Source organism: Curvibacter cyanobacteriorum, from assembly GCF_028649475.1.
In the GTDB taxonomy this organism is placed as follows: Bacteria; Pseudomonadota; Gammaproteobacteria; order Burkholderiales; family Burkholderiaceae_C; genus Curvibacter; species Curvibacter cyanobacteriorum.
Genome location: NZ_JAQSIP010000001.1, coordinates 174,163 through 188,492, shown reverse-complemented (window position 1 = coordinate 188,492; position 14,330 = coordinate 174,163). Strand labels below are relative to the sequence as shown.

The following is a 14,330-nucleotide window of genomic DNA, read 5'->3' as shown; positions in this document are numbered from 1 at the left end:
ACGCCGCCACGCGGCCTGAGCGGCCTGAGCGGCGCTTGGTGGCGTTGCCGCCAACACCCACTAGACGACCGGTCTAATTCAAAGCTATACTCGCCCTCATGCCCAGCCAAACCACCCCCGACACCCCCGACGTGCGCCGCAGCATCCTCGCGGTCGGCCAGCAAATCATGGCCCACAAGGGCTTCTCAGGCGTGGGCATCAATGAAATCCTGACCACGGCGGGCGTGCCCAAAGGCTCGTTCTACCACTACTTCGGGTCCAAGGAAGCCTTCGGCGAGGCCTTGCTGTCGAGCTACTTTGAGACCTACCTGGCGGAGATTGACCGCACCCTGGCGCGCGACGACCTGAACTGGGCTCAACGCCTGATGGCCTACTTCGAGGCCTGGAAGAACACCCAGTCGGTGCTCGACTGCCAGGGCAAATGCCTGGCCGTGAAGCTGGGCGCCGAGGTGGCCGACCTGTCCGAGGCCATGCGCCAGGCCATGCGAGAAGGCACCCAGGGCATCGTCACCCGTTTGACCGCCGCCATCGAAGCCGCGCAGCGCGAGCGCTCGGTGAGCAGCACCGGCCCCGCCAGCGAACTGGCGGAAACCCTTTACCAGCTGTGGATCGGCGCCAGCATCCTGGCCAAGGTCGAACGCAAGCCCCAGCCCTTTGACGTGGCCTTGGCAAGCACCCGTCGCCTGCTGCAAACCAGCGACCCTTGACGCCCCCTCAGGGCCCCTGGAACCCCACCGCACCTCGACCGAGGTGTTTTTCAGGCCGTTTCACTAGTAGACCAGTCTAATTATTTGATACCCCTCTCAACCCTCTAGGAGATTGCAATGAAAGTTTTGATGGTGCTGACCTCGCACGACCAACTGGGCCACACCGGTCTGAAAACCGGTTTCTGGCTCGAAGAGCTGGCCGCGCCCTACTACGTGTTCAAGGATGCGGGGGCCCAGATCGTGCTGGCCTCACCCGCCGGCGGCCAGCCGCCGCTGGACCCCAAGAGCAACGAACCCGCGTTCCAGACCGCACTGACCCGCCGCTTTGAACAGGACGCCGAAGCCACCGCCCTGCTGGCCCACACGGTACGACTGGACAGCGTGTCGGCAGCCGACTTTGACACCGTGTTCTACCCCGGTGGCCATGGCCCGCTGTGGGACCTGGTGGCCGACCCGCATTCGATCGCGTTGATCGAAACCATGATCGCCGCCCAAAAACCCGTCGCCCTGGTCTGCCATGCGCCCGGCGTGCTGCGCGACGTCAAGGCGCCTGATGGCCGCCCGCTGGTCGAAGGCAAGAAGGTGACCGGCTTCACCAACACCGAGGAAGACGCGGTGGGCCTGACCCAGGTGGTCCCGTTCCTGGTCGAGGACATGCTCAAAGCCCGGGGCGCCCACTACAGCAAGGGGGCCGACTGGGGCTCCTACGTGGTCACCGATGGCCTGCTGATCACCGGCCAGAATCCGGGCTCGTCAGAAGAAGTGGCCACGGTGCTGCTGGGTGAACTGGCCCGGCGGAAGCTGGCCCCCTGAGCTCGGGACAAGCGACGCCGGCAGCGCGCCTGGGGGCGGTCGATGCGCAGCGCCTTGTGGCTCGGGGCCATCGCACCCGGCTGACCTGGCGGCGGCAGCCTGCCGCACCTGCGCAGCAGGCGCAGGCCGAAGAGCGCTCAGGTCACGCACATGTCACGCTCATGTCACGCTCAGGCCAAGCTCAGGCCACACTCAGGCCGGGCCCTGGTCCAGCCCGTGTTTGCGGATCTTGTCGTGCAGCGTGGTCTTGGCCACCCCCAGGGCCTCGGCGCTGCGGGCCAGGCTGCCGCCATGGCGGCGCAAGGCGTCGGCAATCAGCGCGCGCTCAAAGGCTTCGACGGTGCCGGCCAGGGGCTGTGCCGTGGCCGGACCGTCGCTGCTGGCAAACGGTGGCGAACCGGACTCGATGCCCAGCACACAGCGTTCGGCCACGTTGCGCAGTTCGCGCACATTGCCCGGCCAGTGGTAGGCCATGAGTTGGCGCAGGCGTTCGGCGCTGACCTCCGGCCCCGGCCGCTGATGCCGCGCCGCACCTTGCAAGGCAAAGTGCTCGAACAGCAAGGCAATGTCCTCGCGCCGCTCGCGCAGCGGTGGCAGGTCCAGGGTGGCCACACTCAGCCGGTAGTACAGGTCCGCCCGGAAGCCGCCCTGGTCTGACAGCGCCAGCAGGTCGGTCTTGGTGGCCGCGATCACGCGGCAGTCGATGGGGATCAGGGTGTTGGAGCCCAGGCGCTCCAGGGTGCGCTCCTGCAGCACGCGCAGCAGCTTGATCTGCATGCCCAGGGGCATGCTCTCGATCTCGTCGAGGAACAAGGTGCCGCCGTTGGCGTGCTCGATCTTGCCGATGCGCTTCTTGGCGGCCCCGGTGTAGGCACCGGCTTCATGGCCAAAAATTTCGCTGTCAAACAAGGTCTCAGGCAGGCCGCCGCAGTTGATGGCCACAAAGTGGGCGTGGCGGCGCGGGCTGGCGGCGTGCAGGCAGCGCGCCACCAGCTCTTTGCCGGTGCCGGTTTCCCCCTGGATCAACACATCGGCCGCGCTGCTGGCCAGGCCACTCAGGCGCTGACGCAGGCGCTGCATGCTGGCCGATTGGCCCAGCAACTGGCCCTCGATGGCATCGCGCTGTGCCAGCTGGCGGCGCAGCGCGCGCACCTCCAGCACCAGGCGGCGCTTGTCCAGCGCACGGCGCACGGCGCCCACCAGGCTTTCGGGCGCAAAGGGCTTCTGAATGAAGTCGTGGGCACCGTCCTTCATGGCCTGCACCGCCATCGCGATGTCGCCGTGGCCAGTGATCAGCACCACGGGCAACTCGGGGTCCTGCGCCAGCAGTTCGCGCATGAAGGTCAGGCCGTCGCAGCGCGGCAGGCGGATGTCGCTCACCACGATGCCCGCAAAGTCAGGCCCCAGCCGGCGCCGGGCCGCCTCGGCACTGCCAACGCTGTCGCAGGCGATGCCTTCGAGTTGCAGCGCCTGCTCGCAACCCAGCACGATGTCGGGGTCGTCTTCGATGATCAGGACTTTGAGCGGCTCGGTCATGGTGCGTGGCGGTGTGGTCAAGGGCGCAGCTTAGCCGAGCCCGGGGGCGGCCCCCTCGGGCGCACGGGGCAGCTCGAGCGTGAACACCGCCCCGCCGTCGGGGTGGTTGGCGCCGCTGAGGCTGCCTTCAAACTCGCGCACGATGCCGGCCGACAAGGCCAGGCCCAGGCCCAGGCCCACGCCGGCCTCCTTGGTGGTGAAGAAGGGCTCGAACAGGTGCGCCTGCACCGCTTCGGCCAGGCCTGGGCCATGGTCGCGCACCTGCACGCCCACCCGGTCGCCCCGGTGGTGGCAGCGGATCTCGAGGCGCGGGCGCTCGTCGCGCTGCACCGCATCGAGGGCATTGCCGATCAGGTTGATCAGCACCTGCTCCAGCCGGTTGCCATCGCACAGCGCCACCGGGCTGGGGGATTCGACCTCGCGCTGCAACTCGGCCCGGGTCTCGATGAGGCGGGACTCCAGCACCGCCAGCGCGTTGTCCAGCGCCTGGTCCAGCGGCACCGGGCGCCGCGCTGCGGGCGACTTGTGGGCAAACGAACGCAGCTGCCCGGTGATCCGGCCCATGCGGTCGGCCAACTGGGCCATGCGTTCGAGGTTGGTGCGGGTGGTGGCCAGGTCGCCACGCTCCAGAAAGCGCAGGCTGTTGCCCGACAGGGTGCGCAAGGCGGTCAGGGGCTGGTTCAGTTCGTGGGCAATGCCGGTGGAGAGCTGGCCAATGGCGGCCAGCTTGCCAGCCTGCACCAGCTCGTCCTGGGTGGCCCGCAGGTGCGCCTCGGTGCGGGTGCGCTCGGCCACCTCGGCCTGCAGGCGGTGGTTGCTGGCCCACAGGTCGGCGGTGCGCTGCTCGACCTTGCGTTCGAGCTCGTCGTGCGCGGCCTGCAGCGCTTCACGCGCCGCGAGGCGGTCTTTCAGGTGGCGGCGACGCTCGTTGAGCATCACCCCCAGCACACACAGCAAGGCCGCACCGATCAAGGCGATCAGGGCGTGGCTCTGGGCGATCTCGTCGACCTGCTCCAGGTGCGACAGCACGGTCAACGTCCAGGGCGTGCCCGGCAGGCTGCGCGACTGGGCCAGAAAACGCCCTGCCACCGGGTAGACCGACACCATCTCGGGCCGCTCCTTGGCGATGCTGACCAGGCGCGCACCGTGGTCCAGCTCGCGCAGTTCGCGCAGGCCCAGCGGCTTGAGGGCGCGGCGGTTGTACTGCTGGGTCTGGTCAAAGGCCTTGCGGGTGGCCTCGTCGAGCGGGCGCAAGGTGGTGAACTTCCAGTCCGGCACCGAGCCCAGGATGACGACCCCGTTTTCGTCACTGACCAGCACCGGGGCCTCGACCGTGGTCCAGGACTGCTCCAGCTGGTCCAGGCTGACCTTGATGACCGCCACGCCCTGGGTGCCGCGTGCATCCACCAGGGTCGAGGCCAGGTAATAACCGGGTTCGCCACGCGTGGTGCCAATGCCGAAGAAGCGGCCGTTGGCATTGGCCATGGCCTCGCGGAAATACGGTCGGAAGGACAGGTTTTCGCCCAGGTAGCTGTCGGCGCGGCGCCAGTTGCTGGTGGCCATGACCTGGCCCTGGGGATTGATGACGTAGATGGCCAGCGTGCCCGCGCGGTCGTTGAGCTGCTCCAGGTAGGCGTTGACGCGGTTCGGTGACAGGCGCCCGGCGGGCTGGGTCAGCAGCTCGAGCACCTCGGCCTGCAAGGCCAGGGTGCCGGGCAGGAACGCGTACTTGCCAATCTCGCGCTCCAGGCTGGCCGCGTACAGCTCCAGCCGGTGCAGGCCGGTGGCCTGCACGTCCGCCAGGCCCAGGCGCTGCGCGATCTGGTAGGCCGCCACCCCGCTCAGGCCCATCAGGGCCAGCAGCAGGAGCAACGCAGGCAACAGGCGCAGGGCGCGCGGTAAAGATCGTGGGGGCATGGGCGGCAACAGAGAATGGTAGCAGTGCCGCCAGCCCCCCACGGCGGGGGCTGTGCCTCAGGCGCGGGCCGGGGCCACGCTGTCGTCACCCTCGACGGGCAGGGCTTCTTCGGCGTCGGCCAGGGCCGGGTCCACCGGCGAAATGGCGCCCTCCCACTTGGCCACCACGGCGGTGGCGATCGCGTTGCCCAGCACATTGGTCATGGTGCGGCCCATGTCCAGGAAGTGGTCGATGCCCAGGATCAGCAGCACACCGGCTTCGGGCAGCTTGAACATCGGCAGCACGGCGGCCACCACCACCAGCGAGGCACGCGGCACGCCCGCGATGCCCTTGCTCGACACCATCAGCACCAGCAGCATGGTGATCTGGGCGCTCAGCGGCATGTCGATGCCGTAGGCCTGGGCGATGAAGATGGCCGCGAAGGTGGTGTAGATCATCGAGCCGTCGAGGTTGAACGAGTAACCCAGCGGCAGCACAAAGCCGGTCACGCGCGGGCTGACACCGAACTTCTCCAGTTGCTCCATCAGCTTGGGGTAGACCGATTCGCTGCTGGCGGTGGAGAAGCCAATCAGCATCGGCGTGCGCACCAGCTTGACCAGGCGGAACACGTCACGGCCCAGCACCAGGTAGCCCGCGAAGATCAGCACCAGCCACAGCGCGGCCAGGGCCAGGTAGAAGCTCAGCATGAAGCGGCCGAACACGCTCAGCATGCCGATGCCCTGCGTGGTGATGGCCCCGGCCACGGCACCAAACACCCCCACCGGGGCGAAGCGCATCACGTAGTCGGTGACCTTCAGCATCACATGCACCACCTCGTCGAGCGTGGCCACCAGCGAACGCGCCGCCTGGTTGTGCAGGTGGCCCAAGGCCAGGCCAAAGAACAGCGAGAACACCAGGATCTGCAAGATCGAGTTGGTGGCCATCGACTCCACGATGCTCTTGGGGAACACCTGGGTGATGAACTCGCGCAGGTTCAGCGAACCCGTCTTGAGCTGGGTGGTGGCGCCAGCGTCCGGCAACGGCACGCTGAGCGCAGCCCCCGGCTGCAGCAGGTTGGCCACCACCAGGCCCAGCACCAGCGACACCAGCGAGGCGCCCAGGAACCAAGCCACCGCGCGGCTGCCAATGCGGCCCACGGTCTTGGAGTCACCCATGTTGGACAGGCCGGCGGCCAGCGTGGCAAACACCAGCGGGGCAATGATCATCTTGATCATGCGCAGGAAGATGTCGGTCAGGATACCGAAGTAGCCTGCGATCTCCTTGGCGGCTTCGGGGCTGGGGGCGAGTTCGTGGCAGGCGTAACCGACCAGCACGCCCAGAACCATGGCCAGGATGACCAGGGTGGTCAAGCGATTGAGTTTCATGTTGTTTTCAGTTGGAAGCAATCTGTCGTCGGGGATGGCGGAACGCCCTGACGACCAGGCTGCATCCCCCACACGCACGGCCCCAGGGCCGGGGTGCTTCGCGGGGATCGGATCAGGTCTTGTCTCCAGGGTATTCAGGGCCACGCCAGGCGCGGCCGCCCCTTGTTTTGCACGGAGCGTGCCAGTCGGCCAGCTTGAAAACAGGCTTGATTTCAAAGGACTTTTTGAGCCCCGGAGGCACCATCATCCGAAAAACCGAACCCGCGGGCCGGCCAGGCGTTCGGAAATCCGAACACGCCAGGACCGACCTGCCCATGCCCGACACCAACGGGGCCCGTTGAACGCCTGGTGCCGATGCGGACTTGGCGGGCGATGCCGCTGGAAGCCCGTGTCGGGGCCCAGCGACTGGACAATCCGCTGGACAATCAGCCGCTGGAGCGGCGTGCCGGTCACCGGGTCACCGTGCCCCAAGCCCGCCCGCCCTGCCCCGACCGTCCCTGAACCGCCCGCGCCCGCACGATGCAGCTCCGCCAACTTGACCTGAACCTGCTCAAGGCCTTTGACGCCCTGATCGACGAACGCAATGTCACCAAGGCCGCCGAGCGCCTGGCGGTCACCCAGCCGGCGGTCAGCGCCACGCTCAACCGCCTGCGCGATGCCCTGGACGACCCCTTGTTCGTGCGCAGCCAGCGCGGCATCACGCCCACGCCCCGGGCTTTGGCGCTGAAGGCGCCGATCAAAAAGATCCTGGCCGACATCGAAGCCGCCCTGCAGCCCGACACCTTTGAGCCGGCCAGCGCAGACTTCACCGTCACGGTGTCGGCCACCGACTACGCGCTGCGCGCCGTGGTGCTGCCGCTGCTTGCCCGACTGAGGCAGCAGGCGCCCGGGGTGCGCATGGCCGTGGTGCAGGCCCGGGTCGATGGTTTGCTGGACCTCATGGAGCGGGGCCAGCTGGACCTGGCCCTGATCACCCCCGACATGGCGCCGCCCGACCTGCACAGCCGAACGCTGTTCGAAGAGCACTATGTCTGTGTGATGCGCTCCGGCCACTCGGCCGCCAGCGAGGCGGCCCTCACGCTGGACCAGTTCTGCGCGCTGGACCATGCCATCGTGTCGCTGGACGGCGGCGGCTTTCGGGGCGCCACCGATGAGGCGCTGGCGGCCATGGGTCGACAGCGGCGCGTGGTGGCCTCGGTGCCCAGCTTTGGCATGTTGCTGGACCTGGTGAGGGACACCGACCTGGTCGCTGCCGTGCCCCGGCGCCTGCTGCGTGACACGCCGGGTTTGACGGTGCTGACGCCGCCGCTGGCGGTGGCGGGCTTCACCAAGGTGATGGCCTGGCATGCGCGCACCCACACCGACCCGCGCCAACGCTGGGTGCGCGAACAGCTGGTCGCGGTGTGCGAGGGCTTGCCGCTTCAGGCGGTGTGCACCGCACGGTAGGGACGCGCCACGGCCGCCCGGTTCAACGCCCCCAGGCCCAGCACGGCGATGTGTCGCGCGCTCAAGCCTTGGCCTGGCGGGCGGCTGCCACCAGCCCTTCGAGCCAATCCTGGTGGCCGTTGATCATGGGGTTGGGCTTGGCCTGGGCCAGTGCGACGGCCGGCTGGCCGCATTGGGTCTCCTGGGTCAGGATGCGCAAGCGCCCGCCTGACAGGGCTTCAATCAACCAGGCATGGTGAACATCGAGCCGGTCGGCAGTCCCAGGCGCCCCGGCCCAACCATGCCAGGCCAGGCGCGCGGGCTGCCCCGGCACGGGGGGCACATGCTCGACCACCTGGGCTTCGACCGGGAAGCCGAAGGTCGAGAAATAAAAGCGCAGCCCGGGGGCCAGTTCAGGCCCGCGCCCCTCGTGGAAGCGGACGTCGGCCGAGTTGGCGTAGTAGGTCGGCCAACGCGTCGGGGTGTTGAGAAAGGGCCAGACCTCGTCCACCGTCAAACCGGTGACGATGACTTCGTTGGAACAAAAGTTGTCGGTGTAGCCTGGCACATAGCCTGCGGGCCAGAGGATGTCGCTCATGGGATTCGTTTCAGTAACAAGAAGGGATGGGCTGGCGTCAAGCCAGTCCCTTCATGGTGCGGCCGCCCCTGAAATAAGTGAAATCACCTTTTCTGACGCACCCCATCAACTGCATTGATACCCGGAGCGCCCTCGCGCTGGCGACACGGCGCGGCCCCCCGCGGGCAGCCCCGGCGCCAACGCGGTGGCGCCGCCTCAGTGCGCGGACGCGTGGCCCAGCGACAGCGGCGAGTTCAGCCCCAGACCCGCCGGCAGGCGGAACACCGCCACCCCCGCCAGCAAAGCCTGGGCCTGGTGGCGCAGGTGCTGGGCCGAGGTGGCCATTTCCTCGACCAAGGCGGCGTTCTGCTGTGTGGCCTGGTCCATCTGGGTGACGGCCTCGCCGACCTGCGCGACGCCGGCCGCCTGCTCGTCACTGGCGGCGCTGATCTGCCCCATGATCTCGGTCACACGCTGGATGGACTGCACCACCGTCATCATGGTCTGCCCCGCCTGGTCGACCAGCTGCGAGCCCTCTTCGACGCGCTCGACGCTGCTGCTGATCAACGCCTTGATCTCACGCGCGGCCTCGGCGCTGCGGCCTGCCAGACCACGCACCTCGCTGGCCACCACGGCAAAGCCCCGCCCCTGCTCACCGGCACGGGCCGCTTCAACGGCGGCGTTCAAGGCCAGGATGTTGGTCTGAAACGCGATGCTGTCGATGACCCCGATGATGTCGGCGATCTTGCGCGAGGACTGGTTGATGTCCTTCATGGTGTGCACCACCTGCCCCACCACATCGCCCCCTTGCACCGCCACCTCGGAGGCATTGCGGGCCAGCACATTGGCGCTGCGGGCGCTGTCGGCGTTGTGCCGCACCGTGCTGCTGAGCTCTTCCATCGACGCGGCAGTCTGCTCGAGGGCGCTGGCCTGGCTCTCGGTGCGGGCGCTGAGGTCCTGGTTGCCTTGGGCGATCTGGGCACTGGCGCTGGCCAGGTTTTCGGCGTTGCCCCGCACATTGGTGACGATCTGCTCCAGTTGGTCACGCATGGCTTTCATGGCCGCCATGACGCTGTGCTGGTCGCCGTGCAGCACCGGGATCGGCTGGGTCAGGTTGCCCTGGCGCACGCTGTCGGCCACGTTTTTGACCACCAGGGGTTCGGCCCCCAGCATCTGCATCAGGCGGTGGCGGAACAGCAGCAGGCCCAGCGTGGCCGCCAGCACATTGAGCAAGGCCACGATCACCAGCACGGCGTACCAAAAGCTTTTGGCTTCGTTGGCCTGGGCCACGGCCCCCGCCGTGCGCTGGTCGAGCAAGGCAAAGAACTCGTCGACCGGCTTCATGATCTTGGCCTTGGCCTGGTGGTAGGCCAGGTCATGCATGAGGGCCCGGGCCTGGGCCGGGTCCGGTGCGCCCACGGTGGTGAAACCGCCCTTGCCATCGGCCAGGCGTCCCTTGATCAGGTTCATGGCGACCGTTTCGGTGTTGACCAGGTCGTTGGAGTTGTCCTGGGCCTCTTTGAGCTTGGCGAACTCGGCGTCGGTGAAGCCGGCCCGTTTCATGAGCTCCTGCAGGGGCACAGCGGCATCGGTGCCCCGTGCCGGGTCCAGGCCGGCAGCCCGAAAGTCCCAGTAGATGCGCTCGTAAGCCTTGGGCCGGGGCCGCTTGCCATTGCGGATGTCGAGCAACTCAAAGTACTGGCGCTCATAGACCTCGTCGCCCGACACCACATAGGTGCGCGCCAGGCGGGTCAGGTCGTCCGAGCTCTGTCGCAACTCGTCGGCCAGCAGGTAGGAGTTGTAGCGCAGTTCATTGACCTGAGCCACCGCGTCATTGGCCCGACCGACTTGGTACAAGGCGAACGCCAAGGCTGCTGCTGCCACCACCATGGTGAGCAGGAGCGCAAGGGTCATCTGTCGAATGGATTTCATGGTCTCTCTCCCCCAAACATGGGCGTGTCTGTTCGCTCGAATCAGGGAGAGGCCACCGGCTTGGGTCGCTGGGTGGATGAGGTCGTCAATCCGTCTGTCGATTGATTCGATTCACCGCCCAAGGCCCTGTCCTTTGTCTTTTATGCACACTCCCTGTGCGCAAAATATATTACTTTTGGTGCATCAAGGCCAGAAGTCACATATTTGGAAAGTTTTGGTGCATTCAAGCGCAACAAAGCACCATAGCGGTGCCGATCAATGAAACACATCGACGTCGGGCGGCGGTCAAGCGTGCTGACGCCAGACGGAGGCCGCCCAAGCACCGCATCCGCAGCGGGCTGGCAACCAGCCTGCAAGGCCTGTCGGCTGGCGGGAGGCCACGCATGCGCCCACCAAGCCAGCGCCCGCTGGCGCTGAAGCGGCCGCCAGCGACCAGGCCCGCGGGGGCCCTGGCGTGGCGGTCTTTCCCAGCCGGGCGTTGAATCGACCGCCATGTCGGCTGACCGGGATGCTCTGCGCCGTCGCAGGGCAAGCCCCCATCGGCCCCCGACCGTGGCACAGGGGAAGGGGCAATCTCGGCCCCTCAGCAGGCCACGGCCCCCGGGGCGCTGGCAGCGCGACGGGCCAGGGCCCGAGCCACGCGCGAACCGGTTTCGCGCCCCAATGCCGCACAGATGTAAGCCCCTGCGTCCACCAGCTTGGGCAGGTCGATGCCGGTCTGGTGGCCCAGGCTGTGCATCAGGTACACCAGCTCCTCGGTTGCCACATTGCCAGAGGCCCCCGCGGCATACGGGCATCCACCGAGTCCGGCGATGGCGCTGTCAAAGGTGCGCAGCCCCAACTCCAGTGACGCCACCACGTTGGCGAGCGCCAGACCGTAGGTGTCGTGGTAGTGGCCCGCCAACCGGGATGCCGGCAGGACGGCCAGGCAGGCCTCCAACATGCGCCTCGTGGTGTCGGGGTTGCCACGCCCGATGGTGTCGCCCAGCGAGATTTCATGGCACCCCATCTCGCTCAACCTGAGCGCCACTTCGGCCACTTGGCGAGGCGCCACGGGCCCCTCGTAAGGACACCCCAGGACGCAGGACACATAGCCGCGCACGCGCAGCGGGTGCTGGCGCGCCCTCTCGATGACCGCACGAAAACGCGCCAGGCTCTCGCTGATCGAGCAATTGATGTTGCGCTGGGAAAACGCCTCGGAGGCCGCCCCAAAGACGGCCACCTCGTCACAGCCGGCCGCCAACGCGGCCTCCAAGCCCTGGAGGTTGGGGGTGAGCACGCTGTAGTGCAACCCTGGCTGACGCGGCACGCGCCGCATCAGCTCCGCGCTGCCGGCCATCTGCGGGACCCACTTGGGGGAGACAAAGGACGCCGCTTCGATGTGGCGGACGCCCGCCGTCGCCAGCCGTTCGACCAGACCCAAGCGGGTCTCCACGGAGACGGGTTGCGGCTCGTTCTGCAAGCCGTCGCGGGGACCGACTTCGACAATTTTGATGGTTTCGCTCATGGCATCTCAAGGGGCTGGCGTACCGACCCGAGGCGCTGACGCGGCAGGCCACCCAGGGTCGAATGGGTTGGCGCCATGCCCAGACACGGCGCCCTGTTCACTCACTCGATGGCGATCTTGGCGGTCTTGATGTACTGGCCCCAGCGGTCGATCTCGCTGAGGTAGAAGTTTTGGTAGGCGCGCTGCTCCATGTGCTCGACCACAAAGAACATCTTCTTGGTCTGCTCGACGATGGCGGGCTCTTTGAGGGTGGCGTCCACCGCCTCGTGCACCCGCGCCAGCACATCGGCCGGCAAACCACCCGGGCCAAAGATGCCCACCCAGGGGCCGCGTTCCACGTTCAGGCCCAGCTCTTTCAGGGTCGGCACGTCCGGGAACTCCGGCAGGCGCTGGGGCATGGACACGGCCAGCACCCGCAGGGCGCCGTTGCGGATGTGGGGCTCGACCGTCGACAGCACATTGATCGAACAGTCCACCTGCTGCGACAACTGCGCCTGCAGCAGCGGCGCGGTGCCGTTGTAGGGCACATGGAGCAGGTCCACACCCTTGGCTTCCTTGAGGGCTTCCATCATCAGGTGGCCCGAGGTGGCGGTGCTCCAGGAGCCAAGGCTCATGGGGGTCTTGGCGTCCTTGGCCATCAGCAGGAACTGGTTCAGGGTCTTGGCCGGGTGCGAGGCACTGACCACCAGCGCAGCCGGGAAAAAGCCCAGCGGGGCGATCGCCACAAAGTCCTTGCGCGGGTCGTAAGGCGCCTTCTTCATGGCCTGCGGCGCAATGGTGTGCGACTCCATGCCGCCGTACACCAGGGTGTAGCCGTCGGCCGGGCTGCGCGCCGCGGCCAAGCTGCCGATGGTGCCCACCGCACCGGGTCGGTTGTCGACCACGATGGCCTGGCCCAGGCGCTTTTGCAGGCTGGTGCCCATGAGGCGCACGATCACATCGCCACCGCCCCCGGCCGCCCAGGGCACGATGATCTTGATCGGGCGGTTCGGGTAGGCCGGGCTCTGGGCCAGTGCCGGGGTGACGGCCGACGACAGCACCGAAGCACCGAGGGATGCGAGCACCGTGCGGCGCTTGAACTGAATGGGGGTCATGTGAAGAGTCTCCGTTGGAATGGTGGGGTTCGCGGGCAAGGGGTGATGAAAAATGCGGTGTGGCAACGCCCAGGCCGGCGGCCCTGGCGCGCCGGTCGCGGCTCAGGCGCCGCGCAGTTCGGCCAACAGCGCCAGGGCGCGGTCGGTGCGCACGTCGTGCTCGGCCGCCATGCGCTTGGCCACGGTGTCGATCTCGTCGCCAGTGGCCCCCGCGACCAGCGCGATGTTGCGGGCGTGCAGCGCCATGTGACCGCGTTGGATGCCTTCGGTGGCCAGTGCACGCAAGGCCCCCAGGTTCTGCGCCAGGCCCACCGCCACCGCCACCTCACCCAGGGCTTGGGCCGACTCGACCCCCATGACCTTGAGTGACCACTGCGCCAGCGGGTGCGTCTTGGTGGCACCGCCCACCAGGCCCACGGGCATGGGCATTTCGATCGTGCCCACCAGCGCACCCTGGGTGTCTTTCTCCCATGTGGTCAGCGAGGTGTAGCGGCCACTGCGGCTGGCGTAGGCATGGGCGCCCGCTTCGACCGCGCGCCAGTCGTTGCCGGTGGCCACGATCACGGGGTCGATGCCGTTCATGATGCCCTTGTTGTGGGTGGCGGCGCGGTAGGGGTCGATGGCGGCAAAGGTGTAGGCATCGAGCACGCCTTCGATGATGTCTTCGCCGCTGCGCTCGGCCGTCTGGAGCACCGCGGGGGTCAGGCGCACCCGGGCCCGCGACAGGCGCAGGTCGGCCAAGTTGGACAGGATGCGCAGCCGCACGGTGCCGCCCGTGAGCTGTTCGACCCGTGGCGACACCGATTCGGCCATGGTGTTGACGGTGTTGGCGCCCATCGCGTCGCGCACATCCACGATCAGGTGCATGACGACCATCGGGCCGCGCGCCGTGTCGGGGAACACATGGACCTCGATGTCACGGCAGCCGCCCCCCAAGCCAATCAGCACCTTGTCGCGGCTGTTGGCCACGCGCAGGATCTCATCACGGTGTTTCAACAGCGCCAGGCGCGCACCGTAGGGGTCGGTGATGCCCAGCACCTGCACCTGTGCGCGCATCAGCGGCCCGGTGCTCGAGGTTTCAAAGCCACCGCACTCGCGCGCCAGCTTGGCCATGAACGAGGCCGCAGCCACCACCGAGGGCTCTTCCACCACCATCGGGACCAACACATCACGGCCATTGATCTGGAAGTTGCCACCCATGCCCAGCGGCAGCTCAAAGGTGCCGACGACGTTCTCGATCATGCCGTTGGCCCGGTCGACCGACAGCGCCCCGGGCTGGCTGATCAAGGCCACATCGGCCTCGGACAGCCCTGTGACACGGGCGATGTGGGCCAGGCGCTGGGCCGGCGTCAGGGATCTGAAATTGGGAAGTCGGGAGTCAATCATGAACGTCTGTCAGCGGAGTAATGGATACGGAATGGGTAAACTGTACTGACGCTGTACCCATTTAAAAAGGT

The 14,330-nt window shown here is 67.5% G+C and carries 11 protein-coding genes; 3 read left to right on the top strand and 8 right to left on the bottom strand.

The window, feature by feature from the left end; all coding sequences use genetic code 11:
* Positions 1-98: 98 nt before the first annotated feature.
* Together PSQ40_RS00835 and PSQ40_RS00830 are read left to right on the top strand one after the other, a co-directional pair.
* Positions 99-707 (top strand): TetR/AcrR family transcriptional regulator, encoded by a 609-nt coding sequence (locus PSQ40_RS00835; protein ID WP_273947973.1) that lies wholly within the window; start codon positions 99-101, stop codon positions 705-707.
* Positions 708-824: 117 nt separating this feature from the next.
* A complete protein-coding gene (locus PSQ40_RS00830) occupies positions 825-1,520 on the top strand; it encodes a type 1 glutamine amidotransferase domain-containing protein (RefSeq protein ID WP_273947972.1) in 696 nt (231 codons plus the stop codon).
* Positions 1,521-1,712: 192 nt separating this feature from the next.
* Here PSQ40_RS00830 and PSQ40_RS00825 read toward each other — a convergent pair whose 3' ends face one another.
* From PSQ40_RS00825 to PSQ40_RS00815, 3 genes are read right to left on the bottom strand one after another with little or no spacing between them, the layout of a single operon-like run.
* Positions 1,713-3,056: a sigma-54-dependent transcriptional regulator gene (locus PSQ40_RS00825; protein WP_273947970.1), complete on the bottom strand. Its 1,344-nt coding sequence runs from the start codon at positions 3,054-3,056 to the stop codon at positions 1,713-1,715.
* Between the two features lie 30 nt (positions 3,057-3,086).
* Positions 3,087-4,973: a sensor histidine kinase gene (locus tag PSQ40_RS00820; RefSeq protein ID WP_273947969.1), complete on the bottom strand. Its 1,887-nt coding sequence runs from the start codon at positions 4,971-4,973 to the stop codon at positions 3,087-3,089.
* Positions 4,974-5,030: 57 nt separating this feature from the next.
* Positions 5,031-6,338: a dicarboxylate/amino acid:cation symporter gene (locus PSQ40_RS00815; protein ID WP_273947966.1), complete on the bottom strand. Its 1,308-nt coding sequence runs from the start codon at positions 6,336-6,338 to the stop codon at positions 5,031-5,033.
* A gap of 519 nt (positions 6,339-6,857) precedes the next feature.
* On the opposite strand from PSQ40_RS00815, the gene PSQ40_RS00810 reads away from it, so the two are divergent.
* Positions 6,858-7,784 (top strand): LysR family transcriptional regulator, encoded by a 927-nt coding sequence (locus tag PSQ40_RS00810; RefSeq protein ID WP_273947963.1) that lies wholly within the window; start codon positions 6,858-6,860, stop codon positions 7,782-7,784.
* Between the two features lie 61 nt (positions 7,785-7,845).
* On the opposite strand, the gene PSQ40_RS00805 is transcribed toward PSQ40_RS00810, so the two are convergent.
* The 5 genes from PSQ40_RS00805 to PSQ40_RS00785 all read right to left on the bottom strand — a co-directional run bounded on the left by PSQ40_RS00805 (position 7,846) and on the right by PSQ40_RS00785 (position 14,259).
* Positions 7,846-8,361 carry an SRPBCC family protein gene (locus tag PSQ40_RS00805; RefSeq protein WP_273947961.1) on the bottom strand — a complete coding sequence of 172 codons (516 nt, stop codon included), beginning with the start codon at positions 8,359-8,361 and terminating at the stop codon, positions 7,846-7,848.
* A 195-nt stretch (positions 8,362-8,556) separates the two neighbouring features.
* Positions 8,557-10,272: a methyl-accepting chemotaxis protein gene (locus PSQ40_RS00800; protein WP_273947960.1), complete on the bottom strand. Its 1,716-nt coding sequence runs from the start codon at positions 10,270-10,272 to the stop codon at positions 8,557-8,559.
* A 583-nt stretch (positions 10,273-10,855) separates the two neighbouring features.
* Entirely contained in the window at positions 10,856-11,779 is a 924-nt protein-coding gene (locus tag PSQ40_RS00795; RefSeq protein WP_273947958.1) for a hydroxymethylglutaryl-CoA lyase, read from the bottom strand.
* Between the two features lie 101 nt (positions 11,780-11,880).
* Complete coding sequence (locus PSQ40_RS00790; RefSeq protein WP_273947957.1) at positions 11,881-12,873, bottom strand: Bug family tripartite tricarboxylate transporter substrate binding protein; 993 nt, start codon at positions 12,871-12,873, stop codon at positions 11,881-11,883.
* A 102-nt stretch (positions 12,874-12,975) separates the two neighbouring features.
* Positions 12,976-14,259, bottom strand: coding sequence for a hydroxymethylglutaryl-CoA reductase, degradative (locus PSQ40_RS00785; RefSeq protein ID WP_273947955.1), 1,284 nt, complete (start codon positions 14,257-14,259; stop codon positions 12,976-12,978).
* Between the last annotated feature and the right edge of the window lie 71 nt (positions 14,260-14,330).

Coding starts and splice junctions, on each gene's coding strand:
- PSQ40_RS00810 (WP_273947963.1), top strand. CDS start 6,858: ATGCAGCTCCGCCAACTTGACCTGAACCTGCTCAAGGCCTTTGACGCC.
- PSQ40_RS00815 (WP_273947966.1), bottom strand. CDS start 6,338: ATGAAACTCAATCGCTTGACCACCCTGGTCATCCTGGCCATGGTTCTG.
- PSQ40_RS00825 (WP_273947970.1), bottom strand. CDS start 3,056: ATGACCGAGCCGCTCAAAGTCCTGATCATCGAAGACGACCCCGACATC.
- PSQ40_RS00820 (WP_273947969.1), bottom strand. CDS start 4,973: ATGCCCCCACGATCTTTACCGCGCGCCCTGCGCCTGTTGCCTGCGTTG.
- PSQ40_RS00795 (WP_273947958.1), bottom strand. CDS start 11,779: ATGAGCGAAACCATCAAAATTGTCGAAGTCGGTCCCCGCGACGGCTTG.
- PSQ40_RS00835 (WP_273947973.1), top strand. CDS start 99: ATGCCCAGCCAAACCACCCCCGACACCCCCGACGTGCGCCGCAGCATC.
- PSQ40_RS00800 (WP_273947960.1), bottom strand. CDS start 10,272: ATGAAATCCATTCGACAGATGACCCTTGCGCTCCTGCTCACCATGGTG.
- PSQ40_RS00830 (WP_273947972.1), top strand. CDS start 825: ATGAAAGTTTTGATGGTGCTGACCTCGCACGACCAACTGGGCCACACC.
- PSQ40_RS00790 (WP_273947957.1), bottom strand. CDS start 12,873: ATGACCCCCATTCAGTTCAAGCGCCGCACGGTGCTCGCATCCCTCGGT.
- PSQ40_RS00785 (WP_273947955.1), bottom strand. CDS start 14,259: ATGATTGACTCCCGACTTCCCAATTTCAGATCCCTGACGCCGGCCCAG.
- PSQ40_RS00805 (WP_273947961.1), bottom strand. CDS start 8,361: ATGAGCGACATCCTCTGGCCCGCAGGCTATGTGCCAGGCTACACCGAC.